General features: G+C 62.5%; 22 protein-coding genes. 13 read left to right on the top strand and 9 right to left on the bottom strand.

Annotation, left to right across the window (positions count from 1 at the left end; genetic code table 11):
- The 8 genes from selB to fdnG all read right to left on the bottom strand — a co-directional run.
- A partial coding sequence (selB, locus tag VF497_RS07650; RefSeq protein ID WP_330887313.1) for a selenocysteine-specific translation elongation factor occupies positions 1–998 on the bottom strand: 998 nt, incomplete at its 3' end.
- Entirely contained in the window at positions 995–2,401 is a 1,407-nt protein-coding gene (selA, locus tag VF497_RS07655) for an L-seryl-tRNA(Sec) selenium transferase (protein WP_330887315.1), read from the bottom strand. The genes selB and selA, both read right to left, overlap by 4 nt.
- A gap of 5 nt (positions 2,402–2,406) precedes the next feature.
- Complete coding sequence (gene fdhE, locus VF497_RS07660; RefSeq protein WP_330887317.1) at positions 2,407–3,357, bottom strand: formate dehydrogenase accessory protein FdhE; 951 nt, start codon at positions 3,355–3,357, stop codon at positions 2,407–2,409.
- A 10-nt stretch (positions 3,358–3,367) separates the two neighbouring features.
- Positions 3,368–3,538: a hypothetical protein gene (locus VF497_RS07665; RefSeq protein WP_330887320.1), complete on the bottom strand. Its 171-nt coding sequence runs from the start codon at positions 3,536–3,538 to the stop codon at positions 3,368–3,370.
- A 5-nt stretch (positions 3,539–3,543) separates the two neighbouring features.
- Positions 3,544–5,628 carry a hypothetical protein gene (locus VF497_RS07670; RefSeq protein WP_330887322.1) on the bottom strand — a complete coding sequence of 695 codons (2,085 nt, stop codon included), beginning with the start codon at positions 5,626–5,628 and terminating at the stop codon, positions 3,544–3,546.
- Between the two features lie 208 nt (positions 5,629–5,836).
- Positions 5,837–6,484 (bottom strand): formate dehydrogenase subunit gamma, encoded by a 648-nt coding sequence (locus tag VF497_RS07675; RefSeq protein ID WP_330887324.1) that lies wholly within the window; start codon positions 6,482–6,484, stop codon positions 5,837–5,839.
- Positions 6,481–7,389, bottom strand: a complete 909-nt coding sequence (gene fdxH / locus VF497_RS07680) for a formate dehydrogenase subunit beta (protein WP_330887326.1) — start codon at positions 7,387–7,389, stop codon at positions 6,481–6,483. The genes VF497_RS07675 and fdxH overlap by 4 nt, the downstream gene beginning before the upstream one ends.
- A 153-nt stretch (positions 7,390–7,542) precedes the next feature.
- Positions 7,543–10,611: a formate dehydrogenase-N subunit alpha gene (gene fdnG / locus VF497_RS07685; protein ID WP_330887328.1), complete on the bottom strand. Its 3,069-nt coding sequence runs from the start codon at positions 10,609–10,611 to the stop codon at positions 7,543–7,545.
- Positions 10,612–10,781: 170 nt separating this feature from the next.
- On the opposite strand from fdnG, the gene hslV reads away from it, so the two are divergent.
- From hslV to VF497_RS07710, 5 genes are all read left to right on the top strand, one after another.
- Positions 10,782–11,321: an ATP-dependent protease subunit HslV gene (gene hslV / locus VF497_RS07690; protein ID WP_330887330.1), complete on the top strand. Its 540-nt coding sequence runs from the start codon at positions 10,782–10,784 to the stop codon at positions 11,319–11,321.
- A 209-nt stretch (positions 11,322–11,530) separates the two neighbouring features.
- Entirely contained in the window at positions 11,531–12,859 is a 1,329-nt protein-coding gene (gene hslU, locus VF497_RS07695) for an ATP-dependent protease ATPase subunit HslU (RefSeq protein WP_330887332.1), read from the top strand.
- 71 nt (positions 12,860–12,930) lie between these two features.
- The gene (locus VF497_RS07700) at positions 12,931–13,569 is read left to right on the top strand and encodes a hypothetical protein (protein WP_330887334.1); all 639 of its coding nucleotides are present in this window, start codon (positions 12,931–12,933) and stop codon (positions 13,567–13,569) included.
- 88 nt (positions 13,570–13,657) lie between these two features.
- Positions 13,658–13,903 carry a hypothetical protein gene (locus VF497_RS07705; protein WP_330887336.1) on the top strand — a complete coding sequence of 82 codons (246 nt, stop codon included), beginning with the start codon at positions 13,658–13,660 and terminating at the stop codon, positions 13,901–13,903.
- Positions 13,872–14,303 (top strand): DUF971 domain-containing protein, encoded by a 432-nt coding sequence (locus VF497_RS07710; RefSeq protein ID WP_330887338.1) that lies wholly within the window; start codon positions 13,872–13,874, stop codon positions 14,301–14,303. The genes VF497_RS07705 and VF497_RS07710 overlap by 32 nt, the downstream gene beginning before the upstream one ends.
- Here VF497_RS07710 and VF497_RS07715 read toward each other — a convergent pair whose 3' ends face one another.
- On the bottom strand, positions 14,304–16,280 hold the full coding sequence (locus VF497_RS07715; RefSeq protein WP_330887340.1) for a CocE/NonD family hydrolase: 1,977 nt from the start codon (positions 16,278–16,280) through the stop codon (positions 14,304–14,306). It lies immediately after the preceding gene.
- A 111-nt stretch (positions 16,281–16,391) separates the two neighbouring features.
- Here VF497_RS07715 and VF497_RS07720 point away from each other — a divergent pair, with 111 nt between their 5' ends.
- From VF497_RS07720 to VF497_RS07755, 8 genes are all read left to right on the top strand, one after another.
- Positions 16,392–16,976 carry a DUF4337 domain-containing protein gene (locus VF497_RS07720; RefSeq protein WP_330887342.1) on the top strand — a complete coding sequence of 195 codons (585 nt, stop codon included), beginning with the start codon at positions 16,392–16,394 and terminating at the stop codon, positions 16,974–16,976.
- 61 nt (positions 16,977–17,037) lie between these two features.
- Positions 17,038–17,802, top strand: a complete 765-nt coding sequence (gene ubiE, locus VF497_RS07725) for a bifunctional demethylmenaquinone methyltransferase/2-methoxy-6-polyprenyl-1,4-benzoquinol methylase UbiE (RefSeq protein ID WP_330887344.1) — start codon at positions 17,038–17,040, stop codon at positions 17,800–17,802.
- Between the two features lie 126 nt (positions 17,803–17,928).
- Complete coding sequence (locus tag VF497_RS07730) at positions 17,929–18,519, top strand: sigma-70 family RNA polymerase sigma factor (protein WP_330887346.1); 591 nt, start codon at positions 17,929–17,931, stop codon at positions 18,517–18,519.
- 61 nt (positions 18,520–18,580) lie between these two features.
- Positions 18,581–19,348, top strand: a complete 768-nt coding sequence (locus VF497_RS07735) for a hypothetical protein (RefSeq protein ID WP_330887348.1) — start codon at positions 18,581–18,583, stop codon at positions 19,346–19,348.
- The gene (locus tag VF497_RS07740) at positions 19,345–19,980 is read left to right on the top strand and encodes a hypothetical protein (RefSeq protein WP_330887350.1); all 636 of its coding nucleotides are present in this window, start codon (positions 19,345–19,347) and stop codon (positions 19,978–19,980) included. The genes VF497_RS07735 and VF497_RS07740 overlap by 4 nt, the downstream gene beginning before the upstream one ends.
- Positions 19,980–23,057 (top strand): CHAT domain-containing protein, encoded by a 3,078-nt coding sequence (locus VF497_RS07745; protein WP_330887352.1) that lies wholly within the window; start codon positions 19,980–19,982, stop codon positions 23,055–23,057. Before VF497_RS07740 ends, VF497_RS07745 begins: the two co-directional genes overlap by 1 nt.
- 70 nt (positions 23,058–23,127) lie before the next feature.
- Positions 23,128–24,039, top strand: coding sequence for a hypothetical protein (locus VF497_RS07750; protein WP_330887354.1), 912 nt, complete (start codon positions 23,128–23,130; stop codon positions 24,037–24,039).
- Between the two features lie 194 nt (positions 24,040–24,233).
- Positions 24,234–25,820, top strand: coding sequence for a S10 family peptidase (locus VF497_RS07755; protein WP_330887356.1), 1,587 nt, complete (start codon positions 24,234–24,236; stop codon positions 25,818–25,820).
- The last annotated feature ends 58 nt before the right edge of the window (positions 25,821–25,878 follow it).

The following is a 25,878-nucleotide window of genomic DNA, read 5'->3' on the forward strand; positions in this document are numbered from 1 at the left end:
CAGACCGCCGCATCGAACACCAGTTGCGCGTGCGCCGACCCGCCTGCCGCCAGCCACCCGGCATCGAGCAGGACGACGCGCGCGACGCGATGCGCGGTGCCGACATGGATGTGCACCGGCGCGCCGTTGTACAGCGTCATCGCACCCGCAAGCAGGCGCAGGCACACATCGACGTGCCGCGTCGGCGCGAAGGCGCGCGCATCGGCGAGCCAGTCGCCACGCGCGATGTCGGACTTGTCGATGCCGGCGAGATTGATCGCGCAGCGCTGGCCGGCGCGTCCTTCCTCCGCGGCGCGATTCTGCGCGTGGATTCCACGCACGCGCGCGGCGATGTTCGCGGGCATCACGGTCAGCGTGTCGCCAACGCGTACACGGCCTGCATGTACGGTGCCGGTGACGATGGTGCCGTGGCCGGGGAGCGTGAACACGCGATCGATGGCGAGGCGGAACAATCCGTCCGGATCGTGCTGCGCGGCTGCCGCGGCGGTCTGATGCAGATGGTTTCGCAGCAGCCTGACGCCGGCGCTGTCGGACTGCTGCGCATTGATGCCGAAGATCGGCGACCCGTACAGCGCGCTCGATTCGAGCAAGGCTTCGATCTCGCCCTGCACCGCATCGATACGCGCCGCGTCGACGCGATCGATCTTGGTCAGCGCGACCGCGCCGTGGCTGACGCCAAGCAAGTCGAGGATCGCCAGGTGTTCGCACGTCTGCGGCATGACGCCGTCGTCCGCGGCGACCACGAGCAGAGCGAAGTCGATGCCGCCAGCGCCCGCGACCATCGTGTGCACGAAGCGCTCGTGTCCGGGCACATCGACGAAGCCAAGCACGTCGTTGCCCTCACCTGCCGTGTCTTCGACCGGCACATAGGCGTAGCCGAGTTCGATCGAAATGCCGCGCGCCTTCTCTTCCTTCAAGCGATCCGTATCGACGCCGGTCAGCGCACGCACGAGCGTGGTCTTGCCGTGATCGATATGGCCCGCGGTGCCGACGATCATGCCGAGAGCGAATTCAATTGCGCGGCGAACTCCGCTTCGTCGGCGGCGTCGAGGCAGCGCAGGTCGAGCCACAGCGTCTTGTCGGCAATGCGGCCGAGCACCGGCCGCGGCAGGCCGCGCAGTGCGGCATCGAGCCGATCGAGGCTACCGCGGCCCTTGCGCGCGCGGATCGCGAAGCCGCAGCTCGCGAGCCGTTCGACCGGCAGCGCACCGCTGCCGATCTGGCTGTGCATGGTCGCGACCGCGACGTCGTAACCCTCAGCGAGTGCGGATTGCACGACCGGAAGCAGGCGCTGAGCCTGCGCTTCGATTTCCGCCGCGGGGCGCGTCAGCAGGCGCAGCGTCGGCAATTTCGCGGTGAGGAATTCGGGCGCGCGATACAAGGCGAGCACCGCTTCGAGCGCGGCCAAGGTGAGCTTGCCCGCGCGCAGCGCGCGCTTGAGCGGATTCTTCTTCAGCTTCGCAATCAGCTCGGCGCGACCGGCAAGGATGCCGGCCTGCGGGCCGCCGAGCAGCTTGTCGCCGCTGAACGCAACGAGGTCGGCGCCGGCGCCGAGCACGTCGCGCACGACCGGTTCGTGTGGCAATCCGAATGCGGTGAAATCGACGAGGCTGCCGCTGCCGAGATCGACCGCGAGCGGCAAGCCGCGTGCATGCGCGATTGACGAAAGTTCGGCGGTATCGACGCTCGCAGTAAAGCCGCTGATCGCGTAGTTGCTCGCGTGCACCTTCATGAGCAGCGCCGTGCGTGCGCCGATCGCGTCGGCGTAGTCGTGCGCATGGGTGCGATTGGTCGTGCCGACCTCGACGAGCCTCGCACCGGCACCGCGCATCACGTCGGGAATGCGGAACGAGCCACCGATCTCGACGAGTTCGCCGCGCGAGACGATCACCTCGCGTCGGTTCGCGAGCGTGTTGAGCAGCAGCAAGACCGCCGCCGCGTTGTTGTTGACCACCGTCGCGGCCTCGGCGCCGGTCAACTCGCAGACCAGCGATTCGACGAGTTCGTCGCGATCGCCGCGGCCACCCGTTGCGAGATCGAATTCGAGATTGACCGGCGCGGTCGCCGCGCGCGCAAGCGCATCTACCGCGTCGTCGGGCAGCAGCGTACGGCCGAGATTGGTGTGCAGCACGGTGCCGGTCAGGTTGAACAGCGCGCGCAGGTGCGGCTGCGCTGCATCAGCGAGACGCGCATCGAGCGTGCGCGCAATCGCATCTGCATCGAGTTCCCCGCGCGAGAGTTCGCCGGCGAGAGCGCGGGCACGCAATCGATCAAGCTCTTCGCGCAACGCGGCAACCACGCGGCTGCGGCCGTGGCGTTCGAGCAGCGGCGCGACGGCTGCCGCATTGAGCAGGCGGTCGAGCGAAGGCAGGTCGCGCGCGCTGACAGCCCCGGCATCCATGCGCTTCAATCCGCAGGTTGCCACAGCAAGGGATTGCCGCTCGCGCGCGCATAGCCTTGCTCGGCAAGCAGCAGGTCGAGCGCGATGCTGGCGAGGTCGTCGGCGACGGGCTCGACCGCGGGGTCTTTTTCCTGATAGAGGATCTTGCGGTAGCTGTGGCAATGCTCGCAGGTCTCTGCGCGCACCGCGGCGGCATCGGCGGCCGTGTCACTTTCGGCGATGCCGGTGAGCGAGCGGTAAGCAATGTCCTTGCCCGATGCACCGCACTGGCTGCACTGCACGCGCACCATATGCCATTCGCAGGCGCACAGCGCGCAGTGCAGATAGCGATAGCCTTGGTACGGTGCCCGCGTGGCGACGACGCTCGCGACCGGCAGGCTGCCGCAGAGCGGGCACAGGCCCAGCACGTCGATCGGTTCCACCTCGCTCGCGGCGAAGCGGCTGGCCAGCGCGACCCAGTTCACTTGCAGCGCAGCCATGAGGAACGGCGCGGCGGCGGCATCGATCTCGCCTTCGCGCACGCCGAGCAGGATATCGGCATGTGCTTCGAGTTCGTCGGCCGCGGCATCGCGAAGACGCGCGCTGATCTGCGCGACGGCATCCGGCAAACGCGGTTGCTGTGCGACCGCAGCGCAGATCGCCTGCAGCGCCACACGCCATTGCGGCGCACGCGGCCGGTTTGCCGCGGAAATCGGCGGCATGCGATGCGTCTGCGCCATTTTGATTTGCACCGCGTCCGGCAACTCGACCACGAAATCCGCGACCGCTAGGTGCTGCGCGTCGGCGACGACGGCAAACAGCCGCAAGTAATCGCCGATCGGCGATGTCTGCGCGAGTGCGCGCAGGCGTTCGGCGCGTTTCGCGAACAGCTGCGTGCGATCGGGAATGCGGATGCGCGGTATCGAATGCGCCGCCAGCGTTTCAATCTCGCCGGGCTCGAGGATGCGTTGTGCCATGCGACGCATGCTACGAGAACCTTGGATGCAAAGCCACGATGACGCGGCCGTTGGCACCGCGATCGAGCACCTTGATTGCGGACGCCGCATCGCGCGCTGGCTTGGCAGCGTTGCCACTGATGACGCTTTGCGAACGCGACACGTGGCCACCGGTGCCGCTGCGCACGAGGCGCAGCGGCACAAGCTTCAGTGTCGATGCAGCAGCGCTGCCGGCAGCGCCAGCGTGGTCGAGGCGGATGGCGCGAAATACAACGGATCGGCGCGCACCGCGATCGCCGCTGCCGGGGCACCGCCGACGAACAGCGAGCCGACGATGCTGTCGGCCTCGTTGATCCCATTCGCCTCGTCGAGGTGCGCGGCCATGAAGTTGCCGGCGCCGAACAGGAATCCCGAACCGAAGCCCGCTGCGTCGACTTCGTCGCCGGCGACGATGCCGGCCGCATTGATGCTGCTCGCGGCCGTGGTGAACGACGGGCTTCCGAGGTAGTCGAACATGTTCAGCCGACCCGGGTTTCCGCTGAAGCTGCGCACGCGCGATCCGTCGCCGAAGCGCCCGGCGATCTGGTTCGTGTCGTTGACGTCCCAGATGGACGTGCCGGCGGCGCCGGGAACGTCGATCGTCGTGAACACGCCGGCCTTCAGCGTGAATCCATGGACTGCGCCTGACGTGTCGACATAGTCGCCGACCAGCGTCGGCGCGTTCTGGTCGTTGATGCCGAGTACCTCGGTCGCCAACGCGCCAGGGTAATCGATGCTCGCGTACTGTCCGCCCGAGAACAGGAAGCCATGCGCGTTGCCGATCGGATCGAAATACAAACCGACGACCTGGCCCGCGTCGTTGATGCGGCGCGCGACCGTGACCGATGCCCCTGGGACGCTGACGATCATGTCGAGTGTCGCCCCCGCTCCCGCGAGCGGATCAACGTTGTCGAGCACGAAGCTGACGAGCTCGCCGTACTGCACGAAATAGCCGCTGACCTGCTTGCGATTGTTGACGCCGGTCAGGTGTGATTCGGTCACCCCGATGGGGTTCGGAAAATAGAACGGGATCGGCCATTCGAAGAACGGACAGGCCTGCGTCGGCGCGCTGACGGTGTTGTACAGGCTGAACCAGCCGTTGACCGTGCCGCGTGCCTTGGCGGCGTCCGAGAACCAGGCCGGGAACACGGCATCGGGCAGCGTGTAGCCGTAGCCGCCGAGCGTGAACGTGTGCCCGGGAAGATCCTCGAGCGGATCGGCAACTTCAAGATAATTGCTGTAGCACTGATGCGGTGATGACGGAATGGCCCAGCCCGGCACGACATTGCCGGCGATCGGATTCATGAGCCACTCGACCACTTCGTGCCCGAGTATCGCGGCGTTGCCGCCCCCGGGGGTGATCGCGCTCGAGAACCAGCCGATCGTGAGCAGGTTGCTGACTCCGGGCACGCCGGTCTGCGCGCTGACATCGACCCAGTCGTGGTAGCCGAGGAACCCCACCGCTCCGGTTGCGATCGTCTGTCCGGTCGCGTGGATCGTCAGCACCGGCGAGGGAATCCCGAATGCGCCGACGACGGACTTGTTCAGCTCGCGTAGCGCGCCGCCGTCGATGACGCCTACCGTCTGACCGCCGACGTTGACCGAAAAACCAAGTCCGGCCGGCACCGGGATTTCGATCGGCGGCGTCACGCCGACGACTTGCAGGCGCGTGTGGTAGCTGGAGCCGCTGCCACCGTCGATGCCCCAGAATGCCGCACGCAGATAGGCGTCGCCGAACTGCGTCGTGCCGAGCGCGCTGGAGCCGGCGGTGAACGGATAGTCGGTGAGAACCGGCGAGCCGAGAATGCCGTCGACTTCATCGACGCCATCGACGACATCCGTGCTCGCGTCGACGATGCCGCCGTCGGCGAACAGGAAACGGTAGGGAATGATGACGACCGGAATCACCGTCGTCTGGCCGGCCGACGGATCGCCGCCGATGATCGTGAACGGAGTGTCCTTGCCGTTGATCTTCTGCGAGCCGGTCCAGTGCGGCAGACCGAGCAGGTTCGGATCGGGCAGCGGCCCGGGCTTGTTCGACTTCGCCTTCGCGATCTGTTTCAGCTCGCCGCGGCTGATCGCGTTGATCAACGTCTGCTTCTGCGCGGCGGCTGCGGAATAACTGCCACCCGGCAGGCGATCGGCGAACCGCACCTGCGCGCCGGCGCTTGGCGCGATGACGAGCAACGCGCAAGCGATCAGGCAATTCAAAGCAGGAGCTAAAGAAATCCCGATCCGAAACATCGTACGCATGCGAGCTCTCCCAACATGGAAGTTTCAGAGTCGCCGAACGCGCGACATGCATGCATCGCTCGGCAACTGCCCTTTACAGCGACTGCCGGTAACCTTTCGAGATTGATTGTCGCGCCGATGATGAAACACCCTGTCCGGCGTCGACGGCGCGCAATCTAGCGCTTTTTGCGGCCTCCCGCCATCGCTCGTTGGAGCGAAAATGGCGGATTTACTTCTGCTGCCCTTTGGTCACTTCGCGGAACCACAGGCGATGGTGCTTCCAGGCCCAGCCGTTGCTGACCGTGCCGCGCGTCATCGCCCGCACCGAGCCCTTGACCCAGATCGCCGCGTAGATGTGCACGATGATCGAACAGATCAGCACGAAGCCGCAGAACGCGTGCAGCAGCGCGGCGAAGCGGAGGAACCAGATCGGGAAATAGATCGCGAAATACGCGCGCCAGATGACGAGACCCGAGGCGAGCAGACCGAGGAGGCAGAGGATGATCGTGTAGAACAGCAGCTTCTGTCCTGCGTTGTATTTGCCGATCTCGGGCAGCCGGTCCTCGCGGTTCTCGACCACGTCCCTGATCTTGCGCAGCCACTCCCAGTCGTACGCGCGCATGATGTTCTCGCGCCAGAGTTTTGCGCCGATCAGCGCGAACGCCGCCACCATGACGAGGCCGATGAACGGATGCAGGATGCGCGTCCACGGGCCGCCACCGAACAGGTTCGTGAGCCAGAACAGCGCCGGGTGGAACAACGCGAGTCCGGACAACGCAACGAGGAGGAAGCTGCCCGCGACGATCCAGTGGTTGATCCGCAATGCCGGCCCATAGCGGACGATCTGGCCTTGCCCACGTTCGCCTTCGCTGCTCATGGCGTCTTCTCCTTCTCCAGCTCGCGCTGCGCTTCCTCTTCGTCGTGCTCCGTCGTCTCATTCGGGCCGATGCCGATGTAGTGCAGGAAGCCGGCCGCCGCCGTGGCGAGGATCGCGAGCACGCCGAGCGGCTTGCTGATGCCCTTCCACAGACCGACCATTGCGCTGATCTTCGGATCCTTCGGCAGGTCGGCGTACAACTCCGGCTTGTCGGCGTGATGCAGCACGTACATGACGTGCGTGCCGCCGACACCGGCGGGATCGTACAGACCCGCGTTCTCGAAGCCGCGCGACTTCAGGTCCTCGATGCGTTCGGCGGCATGCTGCTTCATGTCCTCCTTGCTGCCGAAGGTGATGCAGCCGGTCGGGCAGGTTTTTACACAGGCCGGCTCGAGGCCGACCGAGACGCGGTCCGAACACAGCGTGCACTTGTACGCCTTGTTGTCCTTCTTCGAGATGCGCGGCACATTGAACGGGCAGCCGGTGACGCAGTAGCCGCAACCGATGCAGTTTTCTTCGTGGAAGTCGACGATGCCGTTCGCGTACTGCACGATCGCGCCCGGCGACGGACAGGCCTTGAGGCAGCCCGGGTCGGCGCAGTGCATGCAACCGTCCTTGCGGATCAGCCATTCGAGGTTGCCATCGGCGTGCTCGTACTCGCTGAACTTCATCACCGTCCACGACTCTTCGCTGAGATCGGGCGGGTTGTTGTAGCTGCCGACGCACGTGCCGACCTCGTCGCGCAGGTCGTTCCACTCCATGCACGCGACCTGGCAGGCCTTGCAGCCTATGCATTTGGTCACGTCGATCAGCTTGGCCACTTCGCCCGCGGGCGCACCGCGCGCTTCTGGCGACGGCAGGGTCGTGGCCGAGCGGCGGACGATGTCGAGAGATTGCAGTGCCATGTCTATCTCCTAGAACATGACTTCAAAGCGTAGCGAGCGATGAGAATTTGCGCGTCGCCGGAGCGCAGGAACCGGAGCATACACACGAGTATGTGAGGATTCCGAGCACCGCCGGCGCGCAAATTATCGAGCGCAGTAGCTTTGAGGGCATGTTCATGCCTTTTCGACCTTGACCAAGATGCACTTCGACTCCGGCGTCTGCGAGTTGCCGTCGCCGATCGCATTGGTCAGCGTGTTGGCCAGATAACCCGGCTTGGCCGCGCCGAGGAAACCCCAGTGGATCGGGATGCCGACCTGGTGCAGGGTCTTGCCGTCGACCTGCAGCGCCTTGATGCGCTTGGTCACCATCGCGACCGCTTCGATGTGCCCGCGCTTGGAGCTGACCTTGACCCGGCTGCCGTTGGGGATGCCGAGTTCCTTGGCCAGCGCCTCGCCGATCTCGACGAACTGCTCGGGCTGGATGATCGCGTTGAGCAGGCCGTGCTTGGTCCAGAAATGGAAATGCTCGGTGAGGCGATAGGTCGTCGCCACGTGCGGGAACTCGTCCGCCTTGCCGATCTGGGCGAGATCGCTCTTGAACACGCGCGCGGCCGGATTGTTCAAGGTCAGCGGCTGGGTCGGGCTCAACGGGTTCGTCGCCAGCGGCGTGTCGAACGGTTCGTAATGCTCGGGGAACGGCCCCTCGGCCATGCCGCCGCGGGCGAAGAAGCGCGCGACGCCTTCCGGGTTCATGATGAACGGGCCCATGCCGTCATCCGGATTGGACGTGGGGTTGAAATCGGGCACGTCCGCGCCGCCCCACGTCGTGCCGTTCCACGCGATCAACTTGCGCTTCGGATCGAACGGCTTGCCGCTGGGATCGCATGAGGCGCGGTTGTACATGACGCGCCGATTGGCCGGCCACGCCCAGGCCCAGCCGATCGTGTTGCCGATGCCGGTCGGATCGGAGTTGTCGCGCCGCGCCATCTGGTTGCCGGTCGGGCCCCATGCACCCGCGTAAATCCAGCAGCCGCAGGCCGTGCTGCCGTCGTCGCGCAGTTCGGCAAAACCAGCGACCTGTTCGCCGGCCTTGCGCACGAGCTTGGTCGCATCCTTGGGATCGTGCACGTCGGCGAGTGCCTTGCCGTTGTACTCCATCGCCAGTTCTTCGGGCGTGGGTAGCTGCGGGTTCGCGTATTTCCAGGCCAGGTCGCGCACCGGCTCCCACCACGCGCCGCCTTCCTTCGCATACAGCGCCTTGATGCGGTGGAACAGCTCGGACATGATCTCGATGTCGCTGCGCGCCTCGCCTGGCGGCTCGGCCCCCTTCCAATGCCATTGCAACCAGCGCGAGGAGTTCACCACCGCGCCGTTTTCCTCGGCGAAACTCGTGGTCGGCAGGCGGAACACTTCGGTCTGGATGCTGGCCGTGTCGACGTCGTTGAGCGCGCCGTGGTTCTGCCAGAACGAGATCGTCTCGGTTTCCAGCGGATCCATGCTGACCATGAACTTGAGCTTGGAGAACGCGCTGATCAGCTTGCCCTTGTTCGGCGCCGAGGCGAGCGGGTTGAAGCCTTGGCAGATGTAGCCGGTCATCTTGCCCTGGTTCATCAGCTCGTAGGCCTGCAGCATGTCGTAGGGCTTGTCGAGCTTGGGCAGGTAGTCGAAGCACCAGTTGTTCTCGGCGCTCGCCACGTCGCCCCACCACGACTTCATCAGGCTGACGTGGAACTTCGGGTAGTTCTGCCAGTACGCCATCTGGTTCGGGCGCAGCGGCTTCTGCGTGCGCTTGGCGAGGTAGGCCTTGTAGTCCTGCTCGTCCTGCTTGGGCAACGTGAGGTAGCCCGGCAGAAGGTCGGACATCAGGCCGATGTCGGTCAGGCCCTGGATGTTGGAATGCCCACGCAGCGCATTCATGCCGCCGCCGGCGATGCCGATGTTGCCGAGCAGCAGTTGCACCATCGCGCCGCTGCGCACATTCTGCGAGCCGATCGAGTGCTGAGTCCAGCCGAGCGCGTACATGATCGTCATCGCCCGGTCCTTGGTCGAGGTGGACGCGATCATGTCCCAGATCTGCGCGATCTTGTCCTTCGGCGTGCCGCAGACGCGCTCGACCATGTCGATCGTGTAGCGCGCATAGTGCTGCTTGAGCAGGTTGTAGACGCAGCGAGGATGCTGCAGCGTCGGATCGGTCTTGACGTAGCCGTCCTCGCCGAAGACGTAATCCCAGCTCGAACGGTCGTAACTGCGCTTCTCCGCGTTGTAGCCGGAGTAGAGGCCCTCGTTGAAGGCAAACTCGTCCTTCACAAGGAACGACATGTCGGTGTAGTTCAGCACGTATTCGTGCTGGATCTTGTCGTTGGTCAGCAGGTAGTTGATCAGGCCGCCAAGGAACACGATGTCCGTGCCGACGCGGATCGGCGCGTACACGTCGGCGATCGAAGCCGAGCGGTTGAAGCGCGGATCGACGACGATCAACTTCGCCTTGTTGTGCGCCTTCGCCTCGGTCACCCACTTGAAGCCGCACGGATGCGCCTCGGCGGCGTTGCCACCCATGATCAGGATCAGGTCGGCATTCTTGATGTCGACCCAGTGATTCGTCATCGCACCTCGGCCAAACGTCGGGGCAAGACCTGCCACCGTCGGGCCGTGTCAGACACGTGCCTGGTTGTCGAATGCGAGCATCCCGAGTGAACGAACGACCTTGTGCGTCAACACGGCCGTTTCGTTGCTGGTCGCCGAGGCGGCCAGCATGCCGGTGGTCAGCCAGCGGTTTACCGTCTGCCCGGCTTCGTTCTTGACGACGAAATTCGCGTCGCGGTCGGCCTTCATCAGCTTGGCGATGCGGTCGAGCGCGTCGTCCCACGAAATGCGTTGCCACTTGTCCGAGCCCGGCGCGCGGTACTCGGGGTACTTGAGGCGCGACTTGCTGTGGATCACGTCGACCAGGCCGGCGCCTTTCGGGCACAGCGTGCCGCGGTTGACCGGGTGATCGGGATCGCCCTCGATATGGAAGATGTTCGCCTGCGCGTTCTTGGCGCCGTCGCCGAGCGAATACATCAGGATGCCGCAGGCCACCGAACAGTAGGTGCAGGTGTTGCGCGTCTCGGTCGCGCGCGCAAGCTTGTACTGCCGCACCTCCGCCAGCGCCACGCCGGGCGAAAACCCCATCAGCGCCAGACTCGAACCCACCAGCGTGGTGCCGGTGATTTTCAGGAACTGGCGTCTAGTCATTGCAGACATGACGTTCTCCTCGTTCGTTCGCCGCGGAGCATGGCCGCGTGCGACCGGACACCATCTTAGTACAAGTCCGGCCCGCCGGTGACTCGCAACCTCCCGGCTGTCATGAAACATACTTGGAATCCCCTGCCGTGTCCCCATAATCGAAGACCCATCGACCTACCGGGTGCACCATGCAGGACAGTTTCCACGCCACAACGATCGTTTGCGTTCGCCGCGACGGCAAGGTCGTCATCGGCGGCGACGGCCAGGTCACGCTAGGCGCGACCGTGGTCAAGGCCAATGCGCGCAAGATTCGTCGGCTTGGCGCCAAGGGCGAGGTGATCGCCGGGTTCGCCGGCGCGACGGCGGACGCCTTCACCCTGTTCGAGCTGTTCGAGCAGAAGCTCGACAAGCACGGCAACAATCTCACCCGCGCCGCGGTCGAACTGGCCAAGGACTGGCGCACCGATCGCCGCCTCGGCCGCCTCGAAGCGATGCTGGCGGTGGCCGACAAGGAAGTGTCGTTGCTGATCTCCGGCAACGGCGACGTGCTCGAACCCGAGCATGGCCTGATCGCGATCGGTTCGGGCGGCCCCTATGCGCAGGCGGCTGCGCGTGCGCTGCTGCAGCACAGCGACCTGCCGGCACGCGAGATCGTCGAGAAAGCGCTCGGCATCGCGGGCGACATCTGCATCTACACGAACCACAACGTCACGATCGAAGAGCTGTAGTGCTCGTCACCCCGGCAAGGAATGCCGGGGTCCGACATTAAATTCATGTCGGCGCTAGCCGACATTCGATTTAGTCTCTTGCTTCAATTCGCCGTGGGTACACGCGAAAAACTAAATTGAATGCCGGCATGACGAAAGTATCGGATTCCGGCAGTCCTTGCCGGAATGACGATCAAGAGCTTCTTTCAATCCCAACTCATTTCCATCCCATGTCCGAACTCACTCCCCGCGAAATCGTCACCGAACTCGACCGTTTCATCATCGGCCAGAACGCAGCCAAGCGCGCCGTGGCGATCGCGCTGCGCAACCGCTGGCGGCGCATGCAGCTCGATCCGGCGCTGCGCAATGAAGTCACGCCGAAGAACATCCTGATGATCGGGCCGACTGGCGTCGGCAAAACCGAAATCGCGCGCCGGCTCGCCGCGCTCGCCAACGCACCGTTCATCAAAGTCGAAGCGACCAAGTTCACCGAGGTCGGCTATGTCGGCAAGGACGTCGAGCAGATCGTGCGCGACCTCGCCGACGCGGCGGTGAAGATGGCGCGTGAGGCAGCGAAGAACCAGGTCAAGTCGCAAGCCGAGGAGCGCGCGGAAGAGCGCATCCTCGACGCGCTGATCCCGCGCCGTGCGTCGAGCTGGGACCAGCCGCCGCCCGAGGCGCTCGACACCGACACGCGGCAGAAGCTGCGCAAGCAGCTGCGCGAAGGCGCGCTGGAAGATCGCGAAATCGAGATCGAAACCGCGGTCAACGTCGGCGTCGAGATCATGGCGCCACCGGGCATGGAGGAGATGACCAACCAGCTCAAGGGCATGTTCTCGCAGATGTCCGGCAACAAGACGCAGAAGCGCAAGCTTGCGATCAGGGCCGCACGTCCGCTGCTGATCGAGGAAGAGGCTTCGCAGCTCGTCAACGACGAGGAGATCAAGCAGAAGGCGCTCGAATCGGCCGAGCAGAACGGCATCGTCTTCATCGACGAGATCGACAAGGTCGCGCAGCGCGGCGACTGGGGCGGCGCCGGCGTGAGCCGCGAAGGCGTGCAGCGCGACCTGCTGCCGCTGGTCGAAGGTTCGACCGTATCGACCAAGCACGGCCTGATCAAGACCGACCACATCCTGTTCATCGCCTCGGGCGCGTTCTCGCTGGCCAAGCCGTCGGATCTGATTCCGGAGCTGCAGGGCCGTTTCCCGATCCGCGTCGAACTGTCGGCGCTGTCGGCGAACGATTTCGAGCGCATCCTGCGCGAGCCGCACAGCGCGCTGACCAAGCAGTACAGCGCGCTGCTCGCGACCGAGAATGTCAAACTCGAATTCAGCGACGACGGCGTGCGCCGCCTCGCCGAAATCGCCTTCCAGGTCAATGAACGTACCGAGAACATCGGTGCGCGCCGGCTGCACACGGTATTGGAGCGGCTGCTCGATACGATATCCTATGAGGCTCCGGATCGCGGCGGGCAGACGTTCGTCGTCGATGCGAAGTACGTCGACGAGCATCTCGCGGCGCTGGTGCAGGATCAGGATTTGAGTCGGTACATCCTGTAGCCTCGGCTCGTCATTCCCGTCAGAACACGCGGAAATGACGGCAAAAAGCAAGAATTGGTAAAAGTATAGAAATGGCAATCATCAACCACCACCGCGAAGGCGGAAACAACGTCGTCCAGTTTCGCGGACGCGGCGCGCGCGCGCAGCTGCGCGAGGCGCTCGACGGGCGCGTGCCCGTGCGCGTGATGCGCGAAAAGATTTCCGCGGGCTGGACGCACGGCTACGTGATCGGCATGTCGGCCGAGTTCGCGCTGATCGCGGAAGTCTCCGACGCGATGCGTTTCGACGGCTTCCTCGCGATCGCGCTGTCCGACGTCAGCCATGTCGAGGAAGACCCGGGCCGCGAGTTCGTCGAGCGTGCGCTCAAGCTCAACGAGGAGGCGCTGCCGACGCTGTCCGAGATAGACCTCGCCGACTGGCAGACGATCGCGCAGTCGGCATCGTCGGTGACGCCGCTGATCTCGCTCAACATGCTCGACGACGCCGATGCCGGCGAGATCAGCTATGTCGGCCGCCTCACCGGCGCCGAACCCGACGCGCTGGTGCTGCAGGAAGTCGATCCGAACGCGAACTGGTATCCCGACACGGGCGCCTACGAGTTCCCGGCGATCGGCTCGATCGCGTTCGGCACCGCCTACATGCTGCTGCTCGCGCGCATCGCCGGCGTGCCGCCGATTCCGCTGCCGCCCGAAGCGCTGCCCGCATCCTGAGCGCAACATGAAACGGCCGCGCCATTGGCTTTTTGTCTGCGTCGCTGCCGCCGCACTCGCCGCTTGCGTCTATTCCGGAGAGCATGGCATGCCCGCCTCTTCATCGAAATCGCCAGCTGCGCCGGCACCGGTGCACGGCTTCGTCACCGACATGGCGGCATTCGATGCATTCATCGCGCGCCGGCCGACTGCGGACGAATTCCGCGCCGCCTATCCCGACGTGCTGCTGATCCTGCCGAACATGCCGACGACGATGGAGATGCGCTACAACAACAGCCGCTACTTCGCCGAAGTCGGCGGCGATGGCCGCATCAACGGCGGAAGATTCCAGTGAGCTGTCCGCGGCGGACGGCAACGCAGCGATGACCCAGGCCGCGCCGCAGCCGACCGACATCACCCTGCATCGCGCCTCGCGCGTGCTCGAAGTCGCCTTCGACACGGGCGAGACATTCCGCCTGCCCTGCGAATACCTGCGCGTGCATTCGCCGAGCGCGGAAGTGCAAGGCCACGGCCCGAGCCAGCGCGTGCTCCAGTACGGCAAGCAGAACGTGGGCATCGTCGAGATCGCGCCGGTCGGCCAATACGGCGTGCTGCTGCGCTTCGACGACGGCCACGACACCGGCATCTATTCCTGGAGCGTGCTCTACGACCTCGGCAAGCACCAGGCCGGGAAGTGGCGGGCTTATCTCGACGAACTCGCCGCCGCGGGCAAGTCGCGCGCGCCGCAACACTGATCAGCTCCGCGCCGGGATGACCGGCAGCAGCACGTGCGAGGGTCGCGCGCGGTCGAGATGGAGTCGGTTCGTCGCCACACGCGGATGCTCTGCGATGCCCTCGGGTTCTCCCGAGTTCGGACTCGCGTCGAAATGTGGGAAATTGCTGCTCGAAATATCGACGCGCAGGCGGTGTCCGCGCCGGAACAGGTTCGAGGTCGGGAATGCCTCGATGCGGATTTTGTATACCTCTCCACTTTTCATCATCGCCGGCTTTTCCCACGAGTCGCGGTAGCGCATGCGCAGGATGCCGTCGGTGAGGTTCATCGCGTAGCCGTGCGGATAGTCCCCGTTCGGCGGGTACACATCGATCAGTTTTGCGGTGAAATCGGTATCGGGGCAGTCGGACGACACCCACAGCTCGAATACGAGCGGGCCGGTGACTTCGAGATCCTCGCGCAGCGGTTCGGTCTGGAACACGAGCACGTCCTCGCGCTCGGCGAGCGCGCGATAGAGTTCGGTCGAACCGAAGAATTGAGGAGCTTCGCGCTGATCGAACGCACCGCCGACCATCACCGGCTTGCCCGAGGTTACCGTGCCGCCGATCGTCGGCACCGGATGCTTCGGGTCGTAGCGATACTCGCGATGCGCGACATCGACTTGCGGCGGCGCCTCAGTCACCATGCCGTCGGAGTGGAAGTAATGCGGCACGAGACGCGTGCCGGGCAGCGGCCAGTCGCGCTCGTTGCGCCAGCGGCCGCCATGTTGCATGCGGCCTTCGGCATTCTTGCGTCCGCTGCCGCCACCCATGACGAAAATGCGCACCGGCGCTTCCGCATCAACGCCGTTGGCGTTGCCCCTGAGCCAGCGATCGAACCAGCGCAGGCGCAGGGTGAGGAAATCCTGCGCGAGATTGCCATCGAGCGTAGCTTCGGTGCCGAAGTCGACGTCGCCCGCGTAAGTCAGCTGGCGATCGCCATGTGTCCACGGACCGAGGATCAGGCGTACCGGCCCGCGCTTGCGCTTTTTCAGCCCGAGATAGTTCTGCGTCGCGGTGCGCGGGTACGGATCGAACCACGACGACATGTGCACCATCGCCGCGTCGCAGTACTGATCGTAGAACCCTTCGGCGTAGATGCCGAGCTGTTTCCAGTAAGCGTCGAAGTTGCCGTGCTGCCACTGCTCGAACAGATAGTTCTCGTAATCCGGCGCGAGTGAAAGCAGCGAGTCACCGCGATGCCACGGCAGGCGCGCGAACCAGCGCTTGATGTCGATCGCCTGATACGCCGCGAGCTTCTTCGGATCGGAGCGGACCTGCGCACTCTCGGCCGCTTCGGAAAATGCCCACGTCGCCTGCTTCAGCTCGAACGCGCCGCCCTGACGGATGCCGCCCTGGTAGGCGTTGGCGAAGCCGCCCGAGTCGAGGAACATCGCCTTGACGCCGGGCGCGCTGGCGCTGCCGAGTGCACCCTGCGTGTGTGCTGCATAGGACAGGCCCATCGTGCCGATGCGGCCGTTCGACCACGGCTGCCGCAGGATCCACGCGCAGGTGTCGTAGCCGTCGTGGCCGTCGGCGAGGTATTTGACGAATTTGCCTTCGGAGCCATAGCGCCCGCGGCAGTCCTGGTAGATCACGACGTAGCCGCGGCGGACGAAGAATTCCGCGACCTCGGCGCGCGATTTCGGGTGCGGGTTGTCCGGCGTGCGTTCGGAGCGGCTCGCGATCGTCTTGCCGTAGGGCGTTCGCTCAAGGATGACCGCAAAGCGCTGCGCGACCGGCTTGCTGTTGCGCGCCGGCAGATAGACATCGGTCGCGAGATGCACGCCGTCGCGCATGCGCACCATCTGGTCACTCAGCACGACGACTTCGTAGTCTCCGGTCTCGCCTGCTCGCATCCGCGACCACGGCGCAGCGGCGCTCGCGATCAGGCCGAGCGCCCAGCGCCCGAAGCGGCGGCGCGACCAGGCGGGTAGAAGCGGGGAAGGAGGCTCGGTCACGGGACGAAAGTTCGACGGAAAAGATCCTGCGTCGCGCTAGACTAGCAGAGGGGAAGTATTCGAAAAATCGGGGTTGAACTCGTCAAACCATCTCTGGAAGAGGAATTCGTCATGCCCGAAGAAATCGAAATCGACACCGACAAGCTGCACGAAGCGATCCACGAGGAAGTCGAAAAGGAAGGCGGCTCGCTGCTGCGCACGATTGCGCTGACCACGGCGCTGTTCGCCGCGTTTGCCGCGGTCGCCTCCCTGCTCGCCGGCGGCACGGTCAACGAGGCGCTTGCGCTCAAGACCGAGGCGACGCAGCTGCAGGCGCAGGCCTCCGACCAATGGGCCTACTACCAGGCCAAGGGTATCAAGGCCGTCGTGCTCGATGCGCAGAAAGGCGTGCTCGCCGGCACGGACAAGCCGCTGCCGGCCGACCTCGACAAGAACATCGGGCGCTACAAGGACGAGCAGGCCGAGGCGAAGAAGAAGGCCGAGGAGTTCGAGCACGAGCGCGACGAGAAGGGCAAGGAAGCCGATCACCTGATCCACCAGCACCATTATTTCGCCTACGCGGTGGCCATGCTGCAGGTAGCGATTGCGCTCGGTGCGGTCGCGGCGCTGACGCGCAAGCGGCTGGCATGGTTGGGATCGACCGCGCTCGGCCTCGTCGGTGCGGCCATCTTCTTCTGGGCGCTGTTCGCGCATTGAGTTCGCATCGAACTCGATGCTCGCGCACCGGTGCCGGCGGCTGCGCTGCTAAGATAGGCGCATGAGCGAAACGAACCCGAACCCGGCCGGCACCACCCACTTCGGCTACCGCGACGTGCCCGTCGCGGAGAAGGAAAAACTCGTCGGCAAGGTATTCACCTCGGTCGCGTCCAAGTACGACCTGATGAACGATGCGATGTCGTTCGGCATCCATCGCTTGTGGAAGCGCTGGTTCGCGGCGACGAGCGGCGTGCGCGCGGGCGATGCCGTGCTCGACCTCGCCGGCGGCACGGGCGACATCGCCGCGCTGCTGCTGCCGATGGTCGGTGCGAGCGGCAGCGTAGTGCTCGGCGACATCAACGCGGCGATGCTGCGCGAGGGTCGCGATCGTCTGCTCAACGAAGGCCAGGTGCGCGGCCTGAACTACGCCCAGGTCAACGCGCAGGCACTGCCGTTTCCCGACGCGAGCTTCGATGCGGTGACGATCGCGTTCGGCCTGCGCAACGTCACCGACAAGGATGCGGCGCTGCGCGAGATGCATCGTGTGCTGCACGTCGGCGGACGCGCGCTGATCCTCGAGTTCTCCGCAGTGCGCGATCCGCTGCTGAAGAAGCTCTACGACTTCCATTCGTTCCAGGTACTGCCGCGCCTCGGCTCGCTGATCGCCGGCGATGCGGAGAGTTACCAGTACCTCGCCGAATCGATCCGCAAGCATCCCGACCAGGCAACACTCAAGGCGATGATGGAAGCGGCCGGCTTCGCCCGCGTCGATGTACGCAACCTCACCGGCGGCATCGTCGCGATCCATCGCGGCTACCGGATCTGATTCGGCCGTTCCGGCGCAGGCCGGAATCCGTCGCCCCCTGCGGATAGCCAAGCCGCAGCTACCTGCTTTCGATCCAAAGCTGCTATAACGGCGCTGCGGCCGCTAGCTGCGGCCCAGGGGGATTTTGTGTCGGCCGTACTACCGCAAACGGGCGATGCTGCGCACGACCTTGTCGCGCGCATTGGCGCGGGCGACAGAACCGCCGAGGCACGGTTCGTCAGCGAGTACCAGCCGGCGGTACGCGTACTCGTGCGCCGGCACACGCGACCCAACGAACCCATGGTCGAGGACTTCGTCCAGGACGTGCTCCATCACGTCCTCGAAAAGCTGCGCGCGGGCGAACTGCGCAACGCGGCTGCCCTGCCCGCCTATCTGCGTCAGGCCGTCATTCACGCTACCACGGCCGAATACCGCCGCCGCGGCAGCCGCGGCGAGCCGGTCTCCGCCGAAATTCTGGAACAGGTCCCGGCCGAACACAGTGACCCGGTCGAGCAGCTGCGCACGCAGCGGCTGGCCGTGCATGTGCGCAGCCTGCTCGCCGAGTTGCCGGTCGCGCGCGACCGCACCCTGCTCGTGCGCTTCTACCTCGAAGAGCACGACAAGGACGAAATCTGCGCCGACCTCGGCATCGATCCCGACCACTTCCGCCGCGTCGTCTTTCGAGCGCGCGAGCGGCTGCGCGAACTGATCGAACGCAACGCCGGAGAAATCCCATGAGACACGCCCCGCCGTTGCCGCTCCTGATCCACCATCGGGGGCAAGCAGCAGGAAACACCCCGTGACCGAAACGAACGAACCCAACCGCCTGGCCGCCTGGCTGGAGACCGCCTGGCTGGAGCGCTACCTCGATCGGCAGCTCAGCGCCGAGGAGGTCGCTTGGTTTGAAACTTACGTAATCGACAAGCCGGATTTGCTGCAGAAGATCGATATGGATTCGGATTTGTGGGATGGGGTGATTGTCGCAGAAAGCAAACTGGAATCTTTGACTGAAATCGATGCCGCTATCACTTCAAGGGACGCTTCGCATCATGGCGAACGCCGTGTAGCAGCCGGAATAGCCTCGAAATCAAGTCGGCCTGTCGCTACGACTACTAATGGACGTATCTCCCTCGATGCAGAAAAGCATGCGAGAACGCATCGGTGGTTGCGACTGGCTGCCGCGGTTGTCATCGGCGCAGGGTTGGGCGGCATGACCACATTTCGCCTGAACAAAGAAATCATCCCCTCTGTTATTGGCAGCCCCACACGCGTTATCTACGACACCGTTCGCGGCGATGCGATACCCCCTCGAGTCGAGAGCGACAGCCGGATATCCGAATACGTACTGCTGGAAACTCCGGCCCCCTATGGCGCAACAGAAATCGAGGTGACGATTGGCGACGTTCAACCCATTCCCGTCGTACCCGGAGCGGATGGATACATCAGCATTTTGATACGTGACCATACTTTCGAAAATGCAAAGACGGCGATATTGAGTTATCGCATCGACGGAAAATTGCAACAGCAATCGCTCGATTTGACTAATATCAAGAGGATACGCCAATGAAAACCGGAGCACTCATACTCTGCTCTATTAGCTTCACTCTAATTCTGGGTTCTTGCGCCGCTAACGAACCATATAAGCGCGTTGTAAACAATGCGACCATTCCGTCTCCATCGCCAGTAGCCGCGTGCAACACGAGTTCCCCACCTAAAAAATTGGACAAATCACAACAGGATGGCGTGGATGTACTGAATGGACGGCATGTCGTCACCTTAAAAGATCCGAAAGATTTTGATACATCCTGCATGTTTGTGCTCAAAGACAAGGATAATGGAAAGACGATTTGCCGGGACGACACAAAATACCAACGAGTGATTTTAGAAAATCAGTCTTTCGTGATCAGCGGCAACAGGCTCTGGATAAATAATCAAGAGGTTGCAACGTTAACAATCAATCCTCACGGCAGTCATCAACACGCTATCGCAATTGGCAAGAACGCCGGCCGACCAGAACTGACGTTTTATGTGTACTTCACGACAGAAGGAGGCATCGGTCCCAATGGCGAATACGACAAGCACTATCAGATAGAAGTGTTTTACGACCAGCTATGCGCTATCGAGCATCCTGATGCCAAATTCTGGACCGAGGGGCAGGGGCAAGGTACTACAGGCGGCGGCACCGAACCGCAGAAGTAATGTCTCGCGACAGCCCCCGCTGGCTACGCAGAGGGTTGACCCTACTTCTCTTGCTTGCCTATTGCTGCGCCAGCGTGGCCGCACCAACGCCGCTGAATTGTCGGACAGCAACTGCGACCTATTCATTGCCCAAGGATTCAGTTGTCTCGATTGATGTCGATGCTAACCAGACGGACTGGGTGGAAATCGAAGAATCGGGTGCCGAGCTCGATTTTATCGATGATTCCAATGGCGTAATCAAAGTCTCGGTACCCCCACGCTATGAGCGCTATTTCCTTCCAGTCGAAAATTTGCGCAAGCTGCGGGTAAAGCGCGACCTGGCATCGGATGTCAAAGCGGCTTTTACCGTCCGTCTGCATTGTGATCCGACAAAGGACGAGCGCACTCGCATCGAGTGGTATCGCTCCGCGGCCATAATCACCGCGCAGCTTCGCCCTGTCCCTCGATTAGAGAACCTTCAGAAACTGCTCGGAAAAATCGATGAACTAACCAATGAGGCTTCCGACTCAAGTTCCCTGGCGTTGGCGCTCCACATTCGAGCGCAAGCGCTTTTTTCTGCAAGCCAAGCCAAACAATCGACGTCAGCTTTCGGTCAAGCTGAAACGGCTTGGCATAACGCTGGCGATGAATCAAGGGCACTGGCTGCGCGCCTCGGGCGTGTTGAAGATCTGATTCGAGCAGGAAAATACCAGGATGCGTCGAGGTTGTCCCACTGGGATGGGCACCCTACGACGAATGACGGCTATTTTTCCCACCGCCTTTCGGCTGCCGGTTGCAATGTACTCGATTACCTTGGTGAACTCAGGCGCGCCTCTGTCTGCTATGAGAAGGCAATCGAGCGGTTTCAGGCCGACGGTGAGTTTCCGGAATTAGTCAACGTGAAACTCAGCTTAGCCGGACTTCAGCTGAACCTTGGGCGACCTGTCCAAGCTATACGCCAAGCGACCGAGGCACGCGAATTGTTGCGAAGACCCGGACCGGACGATTCACCCGTTCTAAAGGGGCGAGCGGAGTTTCTGCTCGGAGATGCGAAAACTGCGGTCGGTGATATTGCGGGCAGTCTGCGTCATTTCGATACCGCATTCCTTGAGTTCACCTCGGCAAACGCACATCGTTGGGAAGCCAATACCATGTTACGCGCCGCCTCCATTTATGCGGAGTTCGGCGCAGTCGATGAAGCTCACATCTTTCTACAGGAGGCACTGACACGTCTATCCGAACAAGATGCGCCGGCTCGGCGTGCTGCCGCGCAACTTGTCTTGGCGCGCACCGAGGCACGCGCCGGCAATCTGAGCGAAGCGCTGCGAGCGGCCCACACAGCTGAGGACATTTACAACAAGCTCGCAATGCCTGTGCCGCTAGATCTATCTCGCAGCATCGTTGCCGACTTGGAGTTACGCGCCGGGAATCTCGATTCAGCGCAGGCTCTTATCCCCAAATTTCTGCCAAATGCATCGTGGACACTACTGTCCGCTCGCATTGCTCTCGCTCGCGGCAATTTGCAGGGTATGCAAATGCTGTTGCACAGGCTCTATCAATTGAAGCTGAATTTTGTTCAACAGATAGAGACCGCCCAACTGGAAAGTTCCTTGGCTGAAAACGCAAAAAACTATGTTCGGGCACAACATATTTTGCGAGACGCAGCATTGCGGATATGGAATACAGCCAGCAAGACCGATAATGCATTGCTTTCGGAGCTGCTGCGCAGACGCATGATGCCTCTGGCCACACAGGCCACAGATCTACGTTGGAGGCAACTTACCGAAGAGCCTCCGCAAGCAAGAAACGATGTGGAACGCTCAGCTATAGAGGATGCCTGGTTTTGGCTGCAAATTGCGACGCAACCCGCTGCGTCAACTCGGCCAGCGAAGGTTGCGCGCCTTGATATCGAACGTTTTGATGCATCCATAGCCGATGAACTCCTCACCACCGCGCCAGAGTCGACCGCACGATACAAACTCGACGCAACCCGGAGCTTGTGGGCAACCTTGTCGAACACCGGCAGCAACGCAAAATCCATTCCATATCGCTTGCCTATCGCGCTGGACCATTTTCAATCCCGAATGGCAAGAGATACGCTGCTTGGCGCATATTTGGCAGGCAGCCGGCATGGGCTCATGCTCTGGATAACGCACGATGCGGTTCATTTGAAAAGCGCATTGGCACCCGATGATTTGCGTGACAGCATTGCAAAGTCTTTGAGCCAAATATCCGACCCTTCTTACAATCTCATGCCCTTGCATGCTTCACTCGACGATATCTCGGCGCAATTGTTCGCTACCGTTCCCGCCATTCAACAGCCGTCGAAATTGCTGATATGGAACGATTCGATACTCGGCAGCGTGCCATGGAGTGCGCTGCGTTGGCCGGGTAGCGATACCGATCTTGTCGAAAACTCTACGGTAAGCATAGTTCGAGCATCTTCGTATTGTTGTGGACAACCGCGTCCATCACCCAAAAAAATTCATTTAGTTATTTCAGCCCCCCAAGACCGCGTATCGAGTCGCCTACAGGCGCTGCCCACGGCGGCCCTGGAAGATAGGCTGATCGCATCGGCGATTGATAATTCGTGGCGAATTGAAGGGGCGAGCGGCGAACGTCAGACGGTGCTTGACGCTTTGCGCACGCAGGGAGATTGGGTACATATTGCCTCTCATGGGCAAACGAGTCGGGGGCGTGTTGGTGCCAATGGCATCTGGATGAAACCGTCGGTAGCCGACTCGGGTTTCCTGAGTGGTCTCGAATTGCTCCAATACGGCGTCAGAAGCGACCTTGTTGTGATCGATGCGTGTAAGTCCGCCGAAAACGACTACGACGGCATCCGACCGGCACTGAGTTTTGCGGACTCAGTGTCGATAGCAGGAGCGCACGATGTCGTTGCAGCAATGTGGCCCGTCAGCGACGCCGCCGCCTCACTCTGGGTACCTGCTTTTTACGGAAGCGTCAGCACCGAGCCAACGGATATAGCGAATGCAATGCGCCATGCGCAGCTTCGTCTTAAAAAAAGCAGGGCATTCCACCATCCCTACTTCTGGGCATCCTGGGTGCATCTGGAACAGCTGAATATCTCAAACTGATCAAATCAAGCTGACAAGAATCTCCCTTGCGGCCCTTCGGCGCCAACCCATCGAACTGAGGCAACGCAAAATGTACGACCACGAAAATCCGGATGATTTTGGATCGGATCAGTTGAATAAATACGAACGCCGGTTTGCCAGGCCCCGTTCACGATTCTGGGATTCGGAGAGAGCGAGACCAAGCCGTTTGACACCGGTAGCCATTGACCGCTCTGTAGCGAAGAAAATTCCTGTACGCATACAAGAGGATCGAAATACTTGTGTCAGCTTTGCGCTAACCGACGCGATGCAGTTGCTACTTTGGCGCGAACGTCGCAAAAAAATCGAGCTGTCGGCAGGGTATGCGCATTGGCTATTCAATCGGTCCGAGCAAAAGCCATGGTGCAAAGACGACGCCTTTAGTCTTGCGAAAGGCACCTTACTGCTACATCGCTACCCGGTTTGCACTACAGATTATTGTTCAAATACTCTGCCGGATTGTCTACCGCAAGATAGCAATTCGTTGAATCCGTCGTCCGAGGCGCGCAAGGCCGCCCAATATGGCATAGCCGATTTTTTCTTCATCGATCGCCGCTATGTCGAAAAGAGCGACCGATTGACACCAAGTCTTGACGGACCGGACATCACCAATACCAACTATCTTGAATGCATACTCTCCCAAGGTCACGATATCGTATTGGCACTGGATTGGCCGCTGACAGAGATAGGTAAAGGGCCGTGGTCCTTACGTCGTAACAAACTCGATGGATTCCCAATGTGGGTCCCAAATGCCTGTTCCACGGGACACGCGCTCGTGGTTGTCGGATACAACCGCATAGGAAAGAAGCCCGTCTACGGAGCAGACAAGGAACCTTATTTCGTATGCCGGAACACCGCTGCGGCCAGCGACAAAAATGGGATAACGTACCTCACTTACGATTTCGTTCGCGCCTATGCCCTTTATGGTGTTGTTGTGCTGAAGGTTCGATATTTTCTCAAATGAATTGATGGGCACAGCGACGGCAACGAGCAATGTTTCCTTGGGCATCATCCTCAGCCGATTCCCGAAAGCTGAAAGCCTGTGCAATCTGTCGCGTTTACAAGATTTAACGCGATACTCCTCTTCTCCGGGCCTTTCGGCATAGGTCCCGCTCTAGCTACCACGGCATAATTACTGGTTTCAACCGGGGAGTCGCCGTGCGCAAATACATCCTGTGTTCTCTGCTCGTTCTCACTGCCGTGAGCGGCGGCGCTGTCGCCGCCGAGAACGAGGAAACCGCCAAGCCGGAAACGAAGGCGGCTGCGCACAAGGAGAAATCCGAGGCCGCCGCGGAGAAGTCCGTGGCGACGAATCACAACGTCTCGATCAACGGCCGCAGCTACGCGTACAAGGCGACCGCGGGGACGCTGACGATCCGCGATGACAAGGACGTGCCCGACGCGAGCGTGTTCTACGTCGCCTACACCGTCGGCGATGGCAAGGAATCCGAAAAACGCCCGGTGACTTTCTTCTACAACGGCGGTCCCGGCTCGGCGAGCCTGTGGCTGCACATGGGTTCGTTCGGTCCGGTGCGCGTGGCCACCTCAAGCCCCGCAGCGACGGCGCCTGCGCCGTACCAGGTCGCCGGCAATGCCGACAGCCTGCTCGACAAAAGCGATCTCGTCTTCGTCGACGCGATCGGTACCGGCTACTCGCACGGCCTGCCCAAGGACAAGGACGGCAAGCCCGCCGAGAAGGACAAGGACGACAATCCGAACAAGCGCTTCTGGGGCACGGATCAGGACATCGACGCGTTCGGTCGCTTCATCGTTCGCTACATCACGGTGAACCAGCGCTGGAACTCGCCGAAGTTCCTGTTCGGCGAATCCTACGGCACGCCGCGTTCGGCCGGCCTCGCACGCTATCTCGAAAACCACGGCGTCGCGCTCAACGGCGTCGTGCTGCTGTCGTCGATCCTCAATTACGCCTCGCGCATGCCGGGTCTCGACAACGACTATGTCAACCTGCTGCCGACGTTCGCGGCGATCGCCTGGTATCACAACAAGGTTCCGAACAAGCCCGCGTCGCTCGAGCCGTTCGTCGACGAGGTGCGCGGTTTCGCGCGCGGCGAATATTCGGTGGCGCTGGCGAAAGGCCAGGACCTGAGTCCGGCCGAGCGCGACGCGATCGCGCAGAAGCTGAGCCGCTACATCGGCCTGTCGCCGCAGTACCTGAAGGACGCCAACCTGCGCGTCAGCCAGCCGCGCTTCCGCAAGGAACTGCTGCGCGACCAGCGCCGCACGCTCGGCCGTTTCGACGGCCGCTTCGAAGGCATCGACGCCGACGCGGCGGGCGAATCGCCCGAGTTCGATCCGTCGAGCACGGCGATCAGCGGCGCGTTCTTCTCCGCGATCAACGACTATCTCTCACGCGAACTGAAGTATCCGAGCGAGGTGCCGTATCGCATGAACGCGGGCGCGGCGATCGGCGAGTGGGACTGGCGGCATGCCGTCCCCGGCTCGACGCGCAAGGTGCAGCTGCCGGCGATGGTCGGCGATCTGTCCGAGGCGATGCGCACCAATCCGCACCTCAAGGTACTCTCGGCGAACGGCTGGTACGATCTGGCCACACCGTTCTTCGCGACCGAGTACGATCTCGCCCATCTCGACATCGACCCGAGCCTGCGCAAGAACCTGAGCTTCAGCTACTACCCGTCGGGGCATATGGTCTATCTCAATCTCGATGCGCTCAAGCAGATGAAGGGCGACCTCGCCCGCTTCTACGACAGCGCCCTGTCCAAATAGGAAAGCCGATGAACCTGCTTGTTCGCACCGCCGCCGCCGGCGTTCTGGGCCTCGCCAT

The sequence above is a fragment of the Rudaea sp. genome (assembly GCF_036383415.1).
In the GTDB taxonomy this organism is placed as follows: domain Bacteria; phylum Pseudomonadota; class Gammaproteobacteria; order Xanthomonadales; family Rhodanobacteraceae; genus Rudaea.

Bases quoted from the DNA above. Each gene is read 5' to 3' on its own strand.
- VF497_RS07675 (WP_330887324.1), bottom strand. From the start codon at position 6,484: ATGAGCAGCGAAGGCGAACGTGGGCAAGGCCAGATCGTCCGCTATGGG.
- VF497_RS07670 (WP_330887322.1), bottom strand. From the start codon at position 5,628: ATGCGTACGATGTTTCGGATCGGGATTTCTTTAGCTCCTGCTTTGAAT.
- VF497_RS07745 (WP_330887352.1), top strand. From the start codon at position 19,980: ATGTCTCGCGACAGCCCCCGCTGGCTACGCAGAGGGTTGACCCTACTT.
- VF497_RS07740 (WP_330887350.1), top strand. From the start codon at position 19,345: ATGAAAACCGGAGCACTCATACTCTGCTCTATTAGCTTCACTCTAATT.
- ubiE (WP_330887344.1), top strand. From the start codon at position 17,038: ATGAGCGAAACGAACCCGAACCCGGCCGGCACCACCCACTTCGGCTAC.
- fdxH (WP_330887326.1), bottom strand. From the start codon at position 7,389: ATGGCACTGCAATCTCTCGACATCGTCCGCCGCTCGGCCACGACCCTG.
- selA (WP_330887315.1), bottom strand. From the start codon at position 2,401: ATGGATGCCGGGGCTGTCAGCGCGCGCGACCTGCCTTCGCTCGACCGC.
- VF497_RS07705 (WP_330887336.1), top strand. From the start codon at position 13,658: ATGCCCGCCTCTTCATCGAAATCGCCAGCTGCGCCGGCACCGGTGCAC.
- VF497_RS07720 (WP_330887342.1), top strand. From the start codon at position 16,392: ATGCCCGAAGAAATCGAAATCGACACCGACAAGCTGCACGAAGCGATC.
- VF497_RS07700 (WP_330887334.1), top strand. From the start codon at position 12,931: ATGGCAATCATCAACCACCACCGCGAAGGCGGAAACAACGTCGTCCAG.
- hslU (WP_330887332.1), top strand. From the start codon at position 11,531: ATGTCCGAACTCACTCCCCGCGAAATCGTCACCGAACTCGACCGTTTC.
- VF497_RS07710 (WP_330887338.1), top strand. From the start codon at position 13,872: ATGGCCGCATCAACGGCGGAAGATTCCAGTGAGCTGTCCGCGGCGGAC.
- VF497_RS07750 (WP_330887354.1), top strand. From the start codon at position 23,128: ATGTACGACCACGAAAATCCGGATGATTTTGGATCGGATCAGTTGAAT.
- fdhE (WP_330887317.1), bottom strand. From the start codon at position 3,357: ATGGCACAACGCATCCTCGAGCCCGGCGAGATTGAAACGCTGGCGGCG.
- hslV (WP_330887330.1), top strand. From the start codon at position 10,782: ATGCAGGACAGTTTCCACGCCACAACGATCGTTTGCGTTCGCCGCGAC.